Origin of the sequence: Flagellimonas oceani (genome assembly GCF_011068285.1) — a bacterium.
Lineage (GTDB): Bacteria > Bacteroidota > Bacteroidia > Flavobacteriales > Flavobacteriaceae > Flagellimonas > Flagellimonas oceani.
This window is the reverse complement of record NZ_CP049616.1, coordinates 1,022,654-1,034,617: the sequence shown is the minus strand read 5'-3', so window position 1 is coordinate 1,034,617 and position 11,964 is coordinate 1,022,654. Positions and strand designations below refer to the sequence as shown.

Genomic DNA, 11,964 nt, shown 5'->3' with positions numbered 1-11,964 from the left:
ACCAATGATATAATCAAAACACATGAAAAATAACAACTCAAACAAAAGAAGAAAATTTTTACGACAGATAGGGGCCACTACTTTGGCCTCCGCCGCCACTCCATTTGCTTCTTTCGCTGCCCAAGAAAAGGCAGAGGAGCGTATGCTGAGATATGACAGGATATTTTCCAATAACGATACGGTGCGAATCGGTGTCATCGGTTATGGCGTACAGGGCCATTTTGATCTTAGAACCGCCTTGCAGGTTCCCGGTGTTGAACTAGCAGGCATTTGTGATCTGTACAAGGGTAGGTTAACACGGGCCCAAGAGGAGTTTGGCAAAGACCTCTATGTTACCAGAAGCTATAAAGACTTATTGAACAGGGAAGATATTGACGCCGTGCTTATTTGTACCACCGATGTTTGGCACCACCAGATTACCTTGGATGCCCTTGCCAAAGGCAAACACGTGTATTTGGAAAAACCCATGATGCATAAAATTGATGAAGGCTACCCCATGATGAAGGCCGCCAAACAATCGGGCAAAGTTGTCCAAATCGGTAGCCAAAGGGTAAGCAGCGTTGGTTATGCAAAGGCAAAAGAGCTTTTGGCCGCCGGCGAAATCGGAGAACTCAACATGGTCACGGCTGCTTGGGACCGACAAAGTTCCATAGGAGCTTGGGAATATACCATACCGGACGATGCCAGCGCCGAGACCACTGACTGGGATACCTTTATCGAGGTAACGGACAAAATGGAATTTGATGCCAAAAAATTCTTTTGGTGGAGGGCTTTTAAGGAATTCGGCACGGGCGTGGCAGGGGACCTTTATATCCATTTATTGAGCGGAACCCATTTTATCACCAATTCCAAAGGGCCCGAAAGTATTTACAGTACCGGACAATTTAGTTATTGGAACGATGGCAGAAATATGCCCGATGTGATGTCCGGCGTTATGCAATACCCCAAAAGTGAAGCGCATCCCGCTTTTCAATTAAATCTAAGGGTAAACTTTATCAGTGGTACGGGAGGCCAGGAAATAATACAGTTGATCGGTTCGGAGGGGACCATCACCGTAAACGGCAATAACATAACCGTTGGTTATAGCAAAATGCCAGAAGCTCCCGGATTTGGAGGCTATGATTCCGTGTTCACCTTTCCCGAAGAAATGCAAGAGCGCATGAAGGCCGAATACAATGCAAAATGGACCGAGGAACAACAACAGCGACACCCAAAAGGCGATGTAATTTTTAAAGCTCCCGAGGGCTATAGTGACCATTTGGACCATTTCACCAATTTTTTTGATGCCATAAGGGATGGTAAAAAAGTGGTGGAAGACGCAGAATTCGGTTTTAGGGCGGCAGCTCCTGCCCTCGCCTGCAATACCAGTTATTTTGATAAAAAAATAATGCACTGGGACCCCGAAAAGATGAAATTGGTTTAATTTTTTTGAATTAAAAGGAGACATACGGCAAATCGTAATGTCTCCTTTTAAATATCCCGCAGCATACAAAAGTTCGGTTGCGCATTGTTCTTCCATGATTTATTGATACATTTGCATGTTTCAATATATTATAGCATTTTGAACTTAAAACAGGTAGAACGCATCTCAAAAGCACTTAGCGATGTCAATCGTTTAAAGATTGTTCAGGCTATCCAGTCCTGTGAGGATAAACTGGAATGCAGTACTATTACAACCTTTTTGAACCTATCACAGCCATCCGTAAGCCATCATATTAAAAAATTGGTCGATGCTGAATTGATCGAGCCTCAAAAAGAAGGCCGGTTCTACTTTTATACGCTCAACCAAGAGGTGATGGACAACTACTTGTTGGCACTCAAAAAGCTATAATTTTTTATTTAATCAATACATCGATACATATAAATATATGGATTCAAAGAAAATTGCTTATTCACTTTTGGAACTTGCCGTTCTTCCAAAAGGAAGTACACCAAACCAAGTATATAAGAATACGGTGGCGTTGGCCCAAAAAGCAGAGGCATTGGGCTATAAAAGAATGTGGTTTGCCGAACATCATAATATGCCCGCTATCACCAGTAGTTCGCCCGAAATATTGATAGGTCACGTAGCACAGGCCACTACATCTTTACGTTTGGGTTCTGGTGGGGTGATGTTGCCCAACCACTCCCCTTTTGTAGTGGCCGAACGCTTTGGTACCTTGGCCAATTTGTTCCCGAACCGTATTGACCTTGGTCTGGGAAGGGCTCCTGGTACCGACCAACCTACCGCGCGTGCGATAAACCCGGGTTTTATAGAAGCTACCCATTCCTTCCCAAAGGATATTGAGCAGATTCAACAGTATTTTTCATCAGATAATAAAGACTCGAAGATCAGGGTTCCATTGGCCGAGGGCGTGGATGTACCCATTTATATTTTGGGTTCAAGCACCAGTAGTGCCCGATTGGCAGCGCAAAAAGGATTGCCCTACGCGTTCGCCAGTCATTTTGCGACCGCACAGCTGTTCAATGCCCTCGAAATTTACAGAGACCAGTTTCAACCCTCCAAGACATTGCAAAAGCCTTATGTTATCGCTGGAATCAATGCGATTGTAGCGGATACCGATGAGCAAGCCGAGCGTTTGTACACCTCTGCCCTAAGAATGGTCATAAATATATTGTCCGGTACGCAGACCCAATCCATAGAACCTCCCACCGAAATGAGCACTAGTTTACAGGAGGTACGACAGCATCCGGCCATTATGCAAATGACCCGCTACTCTTTTGTGGGCAGTAAGGAAACCGTAAAAAAACAAGTGGAAGATTTCATTGAGCAAACAAAAGTTGATGAAGTTATTGTCTCCTCCATGATGTATGATAGCAATGATCGCATCAAGTCGGCAGAATTGTTCGCAGAGATCATGAAGGACATCAATGAAAATGCCCTGGTAGCGATGGATTGATTTTTGGTACAGTAGTTTAGCATACCCTCAAACCAATTTGATTGTATATTTGTTGAAAATCAACCTGTTTTTTGAGAGTAGCGCTTGTTTACATATGGTGCCTTTTTACCGCTTCGCTTGTTGCTCAAGACAAGATGCTGGATGTTGTTGATAAGGACACCTCCACGGTAGATAGTCTGAACCAATTGGGTTATGACCTCTGGATTCGAGACCCCTCGCGATCCGTTCAATTGGGCAATAGGGCGTACACCATGGCCACCGCCCTAAAATATGAGAGTGGCTCCGCTTTTGCCAAAAGGGTTTCGGGTGTGGGCCATTGGTCCTTGGGAGAGGCCAAACAAGCACTTTTCGACCTTTACGAAGGATTGGACCTATACGAAGACCTCAACGACCTTGAAGGAGTTTCCAATATTAAGCTCAACATCGGGATGGTCTATGCTGATATTGATGAAGATTCCTTGGCCCTGAAGCAATTTCATGAGGCCATCAATGGGTTTTCACAGCTCAACTTGGATGATAGAACTGCGACCGCATACACTAAACTGGGCACCCTTCAAATGGAAAGTGGCCGATTGGACAAGGCCCACACCAATATTACCAACGCCCTGAACATACATACCAGGATGGATTACAAATATGGTATGTCCGAAGCCCACAACAGACTTGGACGTATCTATCTGGAACAAGGCGACCTGGAACAGGCAGATTATCACTTAAGGCAATCGCTTACCATTGGCAGACGAATCGATGACAAGGACGGCATGGTGAGCAACCTTTTACAGTTTGGCAGAATGTTCTCCCTTCAAAAAGATTATGAGATGGCCGATATGCATTTTAAGCTCGCTTTGAGCAGGGCCGACCAAATGAACCTGAACAACTACAAACTCGATATTTTAAAAAATTTGGCTGAGCTCAAACATTTGACCCAGCAAAATGATTCGGCCCTTATTTATTACAAACAATACGTCAACCTGAAGGACTCCTTGTTTACCATTAAAAAATCCAGACAAATTGCCGGACTGGAGTTTAGGAACGAGATTTTACAGAAAGACCAAGAGTTGAACGCCCTATCCAAAAGTCAAAAACTGAACAGGACCATACTGTGGATTTTGATCGGAGGCATTTGTATTGTGCTGTTGCTTTCTTTCTTTTTGATGAAAAACATTAGACAGCGTACCAAGCATCAGAAACAATTATTGGAGCAACAAAAAATTATTGCGGAGCAAGCATTGGAGAATCAACAATTGCGAAGTACGGATCTGGAGGGAGAACTTGATGCCAAAAACAGAAAGCTTACCTCCTACGCCATGAATTTTGTTCAAAAGAATCAACTTATCGAAGATTTTAAAGACAAAATCCAACAGGCCAAAAAGTCGACCTCCCCTGAAAAAACCAAACAAATACTCACCGATATTGAGCGTACCTTGAAAATCAACCAAGGAAAAGAAAAGGATTGGGAAGATTTTAAAGAGCATTTTGAAAATGTGCACCCCGACTTTTTCACTAATCTAAAGCAACAATATCCCGACTTAAGTAGCAACGATTTGAAGGTTGCCGCACTAACAAGACTCAATTTATCCATTAAAGAGGCGTCCAACATTCTCGGAATTTCGCCCGAAAGCACAAAAACAGCCAGGTATCGCCTAAGAAAAAAAATGGACTTGCCCCAAGAGACCGACCTTTTCGATTTCCTCATACAACTCGACAACTAATTTTTAATTTATTGATTTTTAGCGATTTGAATACTATTGAAAGTATTCTTGTCTACCTGTTGTCTACCTCCATCTTTTCGTTGTTCACTTCATATTTGGTTACCGTACACTCCGTATGACCCTATAAATTATTTGTCACGAGAACTACCCTCTACTTTTGCGCCGTCAAAAAATATGTGGGACTCCCACTAATTCATCAATCTTTAAATCATTTATTATGAGACGACAGTTATTTATTCAAGGTTACCAGTGCAACCAAGGTTTGCCTGCCATTAGGGCAAGAAGAAAAATGGAGTTTAACGCGAAGTATAAATCTAAAATGTAAACGCCATGGAAACCTTAAAAAATTTACCGACACCTTTAGAAATTCTTTTAGACCCTATCTCCTTAATTGTCTTGGGAATCTATGCGGCCCTTATGATCTGGGAAGGATTGTTCCCCGCCAGGGAATTGCCCAAAATTAAAAATTGGAAAACACAGGGATTATTGACCTTTGCCGTTTTCTTTTATCTATCGAGCTATTTACCGTTGATTTGGGACGGCTATATTTCTAAATACCAAATATTCGACCTTTCCTTTTTGGGAGATATTGGAGGAGCCGTAGTAGGCGTATTCATTTATGAATTCGGTCTTTTTATTTGGCACTACAGCCTGCACAAAAGCGACTTCCTGTGGAAAGTTTTTCACCAAATGCACCACAGTGCGGAACGTATGGATACTTATGGAGCTTTCTATTTTAGTCCTATGGACATGGCCGGATTTACACTTTTAGGGAGCCTTTGCTTGGTCGGTGTTGCCGGTTTTACACCGGGAGCATCCACCCTTATCTTGTTGACGACGGTTTTCCTGGGAATATTCCAGCACAGTAATATTGTTACGCCACAATGGTTGGGGTATGTTATTCAACGTCCAGAGAGCCATACGGTACATCATGCCAAGGGCATACATGCATACAATTATTCCGACCTGCCCATATTCGATATCATCTTTGGCACCTTTAACAATCCAAAGGGATATTTGCATGAGACGGGATTCTACAATGGAGCATCTAAACGGATAAAGGACATGTTGCTATTTAAGGATGTTAGTGAAGAAATCAACAAAAATGAAAAAGATGAAGCTTAAAAAATCAATAATCCTATGGTGTGCAACCATTGTAGTCTCTTGCTCATCGGACGATATAACGGGTTCCGGAACATTGACTACGGAAAGTAGGGAACTGAATGCCTTCACCGCAGTTTCTGTAAAGGGAATAGCCAATGTAAATATTACTCAAGGGGATAGTCAAACGGTAGAAATCACCGCAGATAGCAATGTTATCGATTACTTGAGAACAGAAGTCGAAAATGGCAGCTTGAACATATATCTGGCCTCTGGGCACAACTACGAAAACATAACTGTTCATGTAGATGTAATGGTAAAAGGCTTAAATGGTGTTACCAACGAAGGTTCTGGAACTTTAAAGATTCTTGATGTGGAAAATCTCGATTTCCACATCAAGAACATCGGTACCAGTGATATCTCCTTTTCGGGCTCATCCAAAACCCTATCCATAGAAAATGAGGGTTCCGGACGCATTTCCGGTTACGGATTCCTTACCGAATCCTGTGCTGTAAATATTGTTGGTTCAGGTGATGTGGAGGTGAATTGCGCCAACGAACTCCAAGTAGAGATAAATGGTAGCGGAAATGTTTTTTACAAAGGCAACCCGACCATATCCACAACGATTGAAGGCAGTGGAAAAGTCATAAACAGTAATTGATCAATTTAAAGAATCCCTGTCCGTGGAATCGGTTTGCGTTGTAGTGCTATCCTTTTCCTTGTCCGAATCCGACCATTCCTTGTACTTTTCCATACTTTCCGATTGGGTTTTCTTGACCTCTTTTAGTTCCTCGCCTTGTTTGGGATGGTTCAATTTTTTATCCCTGCACGAGGTTGCGTACAACATCGTAACAGCAAGTATCAGGTATAAACTATGTTTTTTCATCATGCTCTTTTTTAAAATTATAAGGGAAAGTAACCATTCTTATCTCTGGATATTGTCCTTATCCGCTCAAAAATTGTCTTGATGCATATCGTCACAAACTATTGTGAATCAATTAGAAATGAATCAATTTTTTATTGAAAAAAGCCAATGCCGTCCTTTCATCTGCTGTACCTTGACATTGAAAATGAGAGCTCGATGCTTTCAGTTTAAATAGGATTATTAATAAAATTAGACATTATGAAAACTTTGAAAACAATTACCGTAGCAGCGGCATTATTTGTCGCTTTCGGAACTTTTGCCCAAAGCAGTAAGGACAAAAAAATTATTGCGGATGCACAAAAAGCCAAAAAAACGCTGATCGCAAAAGATGCCGGGCTGAAAAAATTCTTTGAAACGTCCACGGGCTATGTAATCTTCCCAAATGTTGGGGAAGGTGGATTTATCTTGGGGGGAGCCTCTGGAAATGGTGTCGTTTACGAAAATGGAAACAAGGTGGGAATGGCCAACATGAAAAAGATTGATGTTGGATTACAAGCCGGTGGCCAGGCATTGACCGAGGTCATCTTTTTTGAAACCGAAGATGCCCTAAATGAATTTAAGACCGGAAATTATGCCTTTTCGGGCGACCTTTCGGCCATTGCAGTAAAATCAGGTGTTTCCAAAAGTGCTGATTATAACGATGGTGTTGTTGTATTTGCCATGCCAAAAGCTGGATTAATGGCGGATGCCTCTGTTGGCGGCCAAAAATTTGAATACATACCCTTTAAATAGGTTTCGTTTATTGACAATAAAAAAGGTCGGTATTGCTACCGACCTTTTTTTTGACCAAGAATCAAAAGCATGGTTTGATCTTGGCATCCGAATACTTGTTGCTATAAGTTTACAAATCCTTTTTCCCCGGAGTTGGACGCCATGCTTTCCTCTGCATCAAAAAAGGGCACAAGCTTACTGTTCTCGTTGTCCCAAAAGAATGCATTTTCCATATTTACACTGATCAGGGTAAGGTTCGGGTCGTCCTTGCCTTCGAACCAATTTAGCAAAGTATGGTTCCATAGCTCATCCTTTTTCTTTTCGGCCTTTATGTGTGTTGCATTTCCGAAAATGGACAGGTACTGCTGTTTTTTATCATCGGAGTAGATAATTTGAATGCGATTGTCATCTTCAATATCCTTAAAAAGTCCGCTTTCCTTGGAGACAAAGAACCAAAGGTCCCCTTTCTCGTCCATTTGCTGCACGGTCATTGGGCAGACCGAAAACGGTTTGGTATCCAAATTACTGGCCATCATTACGGTTTTCTGCTCATCTATCAAGGTCCTTACTTTTCTTAGACCCTCTTCATTTTTCATATAATTTCTCTTGTTCATGGTTTTTGTTTTTATGTATTATTGATTCTGTTCAGTCGCCCGGCCTGGACTTGTTTCAAAACTTTTGACGTGTCGGCCTTATGGATGGACGATTCATTAAATCTAACCGAAATAGGGCTGTTTGCTTTGCTCATTAGAAAAGATATTGGACGGAATCGATTAAATCTTATCATTTTTGATTTAAATCAAAATACACTCATATTCAGAACATTATCTATATATATCACCAAATACGGCAATTTTTCAAGCATAAGCGTCAAAAAAATGACCTGTTGTAGTTTATATTAAGAGTGATGATGAAAGGTGCCAAAGAAGTGGTACCGGTAAAATGAATTTTTAATCAAAAAAAATAACTATGATTGTTGCAGATAAAAGAAAGTTTAAACGAAAAGTAAAACAGAACAATCCCACGAACCCCACTGGTAACACCAATATCGATACGAACAAATTTGATATTGATGAGAAAACCATAAAAAAACAGCAGAACAAAGAATAATACTAACAACTGATGGATAAAGAAAAAAAGCTCCTTTTGAAAGGAGCTTTTTTGTATTAATTCAATAAAAACCAAAATGTAGGGTAAAATATCCCGACTACGCCGAGATGGCAAAGTTTCTCTGCTTGTCCTTATATTCTTTAGGGCTGCAGTTATATTTTGCCTTAAATATTTTTGAGAAATAACTCCTGCTTATAAATCCAATGCTGTACACCACTTCCGAAATGTTCATATCCGTTGTCTTTATAAGGTTTTCCGCCAATTGCACGCGTACATCCCTTATGTAATCCGTTACGGTTGTTCCGTGCATAAGTTTAAAACCTTCTTGCAGTTTAGATGGCGACAATCCGCCTTTTTTGCACAGATAGGTTACAGAAAGCTGTTTTTCGGGATAATTGTTCACAAAAAGGGACAGTTCCCGAACAACCTCCATTTCATTCTTGGTCAATGAGGACTCTTGCAAGTCCGTCTTTTTAAGGTCGTCCGAATGTTGTTGTATTTCGAGGGCCAAAATTAAATGTACCAGACCTTCTACCATCAATCTTCTTGCAATACCTGTTTCGTCAATGGAATTTAATTGTCTCACTCTTTCCGCAACCTTTAGGTTATACGATCCCACATAGGCAAAATTCTGTGCCTTATCGTTCTTAAAGAACAATTTTTGCAATTCTTCGCTCAGGTGGTTTCCGTTTGCGGATCTTGAGGTTGGGCTAACGAGGATCAATATCATTTTTAGGCGCATGTCCTTTTCAAAATAAAGCAGGTTGTCCTGGGACTTTTTACTTGTAATGATTCCTGTTTGGAAATTCTCCAACTCATGCTTTTCACCATTTGTACCAAAACTGTGCATAAAATGCCCCTGCGAACAATACGCAAAACAAATGGGCGTGTGGTCGGGAGAACTGGCCACCATTGCAATATCTTCGGTAAATTCCATATCAAATTCCATATAGGATATGCCACCTTTAAAAGATATTCCTTTGATAATGCCCTTTCCTATTGGATTGTCGATTTCCAAGATGTGTTCCTTGGCATCGGTTGTAAGTTTACCCGCAAAAGTGGTTTGCAACTGTTCAAGTACTTGATGGATTTTCGCTGTTTTTAAGGTTATCGTTTTCATGGCTTTCCTGTGTTTTTAAGTTTGTTTTCTATTACTCAGTGATAATGGAAATCTTATTTTGTAAAGATCACTATGTAAACGTCAACCCCTCTTATACAACTTTTGGATTCTGTTATATAACTTTTTGATATACCCCTAAAAAGTGTTAAAAAGCTCTTAAACAGATTGTTTTGCAAGCTTAAATGAGGTTTTTGGAAACTAAGCGGGAAGATAAATTATAAAAGTAGACCCCTTGCCGTCCACACCATGGGCCTGAATGAACCCATGATGGTTCTCCACTATTTTTTTGCAGATGGCCAATCCAATTCCTGTACCGGAATATTTGGTTTTTGGGTGCAGGCGCTGGAAGACTTCAAAGATTTTTGTGGCACTTTCGTTATCGAAGCCTATGCCATTATCCGTAAGGGTAATTTTATGGTAATGGTTAGCGGCCTTTATAAATGCCTCAGGAATTTCCTGGTGGTCCACTTTCTCCGATATAATGGCTATTCTGGGAGCTTCTTCTGGATTACGGTATTTTATGGAATTGGAAACAAGGTTACCGAAGAGTTGTTCAAGTTGAAAACCGACACCTTGTACCGTAGGCAGTTTTTCCCATTTGATCTCTGCCTTCTCAGCTTTTATGCGTTCTGCATATTCTTCCTTTACTTTTTGCAGGACCTTATCAAGATCGATGGGCTCAAAATCATCATGGGTACTGTCTATACGCGAATAGTTGAGCAAGTTCCGGATAAGTGACTGCATTCGGGCAGCAACCTTGTCTATCCTATCAAAATATCCCCTGCCCCTTTCGGACAACTTGTTTTTCTCTTCCCCATCAATACGGGATATAAACATTTGAATCTTACGCAACGGTTCCTGAAGGTCGTGGCTTACCACCCTATTGAATGATTCCAGTTCAACATTGCTCCGCTCCAGCTCAAGATTGTTCAATCTCAATACATTTTCCGTTTCTACCTGACTGGTTACGTCCTGTACCACCCCGATCAGAACCGTTCTGCCCTGTCGTTGAATATAAACACCTTTGGTACGTATATACTTTACCTGCCCCTGCTTTGATATAATCTTAAAGATGTTTTCCCTTGGCTCTTGCCTTGATTTAAGCCGTTTTCCGTTCTCATCATATTTCGTAAGATCATCAGGATGTATAATATTTCGAAATGATTCCAATGTGGGTTCGAACTCCTTCGGTTCGTAACCCAATATACGGTAGTAATTATCGGAAAGCTCTATCACGTCCATATCCAGGTCCCATGTATAGCTTCCAATCTGGGCAACTCTCTTGGCCTCGGTCATGATAAAGTTCTGTACCTCCAGCTCTTGGTTCAATTTTAGAAGGTTTTCCTTTGCATTATATTCTTCCGTATTGTTGCGAACCACCTCCAAAATTCCCCCATCCATTGCCCTAACAAAGGTATGGAACCAATATTGCTCCCCGTCCACGGTTACCTGTCGCTCAAAATCGATGGTCTTGTTTTGATGGAAACACTCTATCATCCTTTCCAGTTCGTTGTTTTGCAAAACAAAGGGAAAAACCTTGGATATGGGCTTACCAAGGAGTTCATCCGGTTCCAGGTTTAAATAGTCCCTATTGCATATATTGGCGAACATTACCTTAAAGTCGACCACCTTTCCGTTGGAGTCGCGCATCGGCTCGTAATAGTTCATGATATTGTCCGTGCTCTGCACAATATTCTGCAAAAGTGCCTCGGAGGACTGGATTTTGTTTTTGTGCCTGCGCAAGCGGAAAAATGCTATGGTAAATACCAGAATGGAGAACAGGGCAAGGAACAGGGTGGTGAGCGGCGTAAGAAAAGTGAGTCGCCTGTAGGCCGTTAAACGATCTTGCAGGAATGTCTCGTTATGCTGCAACATATTTCTTTTGATGCCCCGCAATTGCTTTAATGTCGCGGCTGCGTTTTCCACGTACACCATAGCGGTGGAATCTGCCAACAAGGGCCTTACCTTGCCATGCAAAGCTGTGAGGGTAATATGTAAGCTATCTTTGAATTGGGCAACGGAATCCAAACTTGTTCGATGGTAGGGCATTTCCTCGACAAGGCCATAAAGTCTATTAAACGTTTGGTCGCTTTCAATCTTATGGTCTATGTACGATTCCTCAAAAGTCGAGTCCCTTAATATTACGGACCTGAACTCTGCGGATTCCATTAAATCGTATTGGGTAAACAATGTATTGATTTCCTTATCTACCGTTAGGGAATGTGATACCGACTCGGCGGAAATCTCAAGTCTCTTTATCTGCCTGAACAAAACAGTCGTTATGAACAATAGCAGCCCTATGGCCATTACCAGGGCCAAGTTGTCCACTACGGGAGATCGTGCTATGCGGCGAAAAATCTTTAAATCCATTGGTTAGTGGAACAA

At 41.4% G+C, this 11,964-nt stretch carries 12 protein-coding genes; 8 read left to right on the top strand and 4 right to left on the bottom strand.

Annotated features, from left to right (window positions below; translation table 11 throughout):
- Positions 1 to 22: 22 nt before the first annotated feature.
- The 6 genes from GVT53_RS04875 to GVT53_RS04850 all read left to right on the top strand — a co-directional run bounded on the left by GVT53_RS04875 (position 23) and on the right by GVT53_RS04850 (position 6,374).
- Entirely contained in the window at positions 23 to 1,423 is a 1,401-nt protein-coding gene (locus GVT53_RS04875) for a Gfo/Idh/MocA family protein (RefSeq protein WP_166247694.1), read from the top strand.
- Between the two features lie 138 nt (positions 1,424 to 1,561).
- Positions 1,562 to 1,831, top strand: a complete 270-nt coding sequence (locus GVT53_RS04870; protein WP_166247693.1) for an ArsR/SmtB family transcription factor — start codon at positions 1,562 to 1,564, stop codon at positions 1,829 to 1,831.
- Between the two features lie 37 nt (positions 1,832 to 1,868).
- Positions 1,869 to 2,900 carry an LLM class flavin-dependent oxidoreductase gene (locus GVT53_RS04865; protein WP_166247692.1) on the top strand — a complete coding sequence of 344 codons (1,032 nt, stop codon included), beginning with the start codon at positions 1,869 to 1,871 and terminating at the stop codon, positions 2,898 to 2,900.
- Between the two features lie 71 nt (positions 2,901 to 2,971).
- The gene (locus GVT53_RS04860) at positions 2,972 to 4,612 is read left to right on the top strand and encodes a tetratricopeptide repeat protein (RefSeq protein ID WP_166247691.1); all 1,641 of its coding nucleotides are present in this window, start codon (positions 2,972 to 2,974) and stop codon (positions 4,610 to 4,612) included.
- Between the two features lie 330 nt (positions 4,613 to 4,942).
- A complete protein-coding gene (locus tag GVT53_RS04855) occupies positions 4,943 to 5,737 on the top strand; it encodes a sterol desaturase family protein (RefSeq protein WP_166247690.1) in 795 nt (264 codons plus the stop codon).
- The gene (locus GVT53_RS04850; RefSeq protein ID WP_166247689.1) at positions 5,727 to 6,374 is read left to right on the top strand and encodes a head GIN domain-containing protein; all 648 of its coding nucleotides are present in this window, start codon (positions 5,727 to 5,729) and stop codon (positions 6,372 to 6,374) included. Before GVT53_RS04855 ends, GVT53_RS04850 begins: the two co-directional genes overlap by 11 nt.
- Here GVT53_RS04850 and GVT53_RS04845 read toward each other — a convergent pair whose 3' ends face one another.
- Positions 6,375 to 6,602 carry a hypothetical protein gene (locus tag GVT53_RS04845; protein WP_166247688.1) on the bottom strand — a complete coding sequence of 76 codons (228 nt, stop codon included), beginning with the start codon at positions 6,600 to 6,602 and terminating at the stop codon, positions 6,375 to 6,377. It abuts the gene before it with no gap.
- Positions 6,603 to 6,836: 234 nt separating this feature from the next.
- Between GVT53_RS04845 and GVT53_RS04840 the strand changes: the two genes are divergently transcribed.
- The gene (locus GVT53_RS04840; RefSeq protein ID WP_166247687.1) at positions 6,837 to 7,370 is read left to right on the top strand and encodes a lipid-binding SYLF domain-containing protein; all 534 of its coding nucleotides are present in this window, start codon (positions 6,837 to 6,839) and stop codon (positions 7,368 to 7,370) included.
- Between the two features lie 101 nt (positions 7,371 to 7,471).
- Here GVT53_RS04840 and GVT53_RS04835 read toward each other — a convergent pair whose 3' ends face one another.
- On the bottom strand, positions 7,472 to 7,963 hold the full coding sequence (locus GVT53_RS04835) for a pyridoxamine 5'-phosphate oxidase family protein (protein ID WP_166247686.1): 492 nt from the start codon (positions 7,961 to 7,963) through the stop codon (positions 7,472 to 7,474).
- Between the two features lie 355 nt (positions 7,964 to 8,318).
- Between GVT53_RS04835 and GVT53_RS04830 the strand changes: the two genes are divergently transcribed.
- The gene (locus tag GVT53_RS04830) at positions 8,319 to 8,459 is read left to right on the top strand and encodes a hypothetical protein (protein ID WP_166247685.1); all 141 of its coding nucleotides are present in this window, start codon (positions 8,319 to 8,321) and stop codon (positions 8,457 to 8,459) included.
- A 97-nt stretch (positions 8,460 to 8,556) separates the two neighbouring features.
- Here the strand turns inward: GVT53_RS04830 and GVT53_RS04825 are convergent, their stop codons facing one another.
- Together GVT53_RS04825 and GVT53_RS04820 are read right to left on the bottom strand one after the other, a co-directional pair.
- Positions 8,557 to 9,579 carry a helix-turn-helix domain-containing protein gene (locus GVT53_RS04825; protein ID WP_166247684.1) on the bottom strand — a complete coding sequence of 341 codons (1,023 nt, stop codon included), beginning with the start codon at positions 9,577 to 9,579 and terminating at the stop codon, positions 8,557 to 8,559.
- A gap of 198 nt (positions 9,580 to 9,777) precedes the next feature.
- Positions 9,778 to 11,949: an ATP-binding protein gene (locus tag GVT53_RS04820; RefSeq protein WP_166247683.1), complete on the bottom strand. Its 2,172-nt coding sequence runs from the start codon at positions 11,947 to 11,949 to the stop codon at positions 9,778 to 9,780.
- Positions 11,950 to 11,964: the final 15 nt, after the last annotated feature.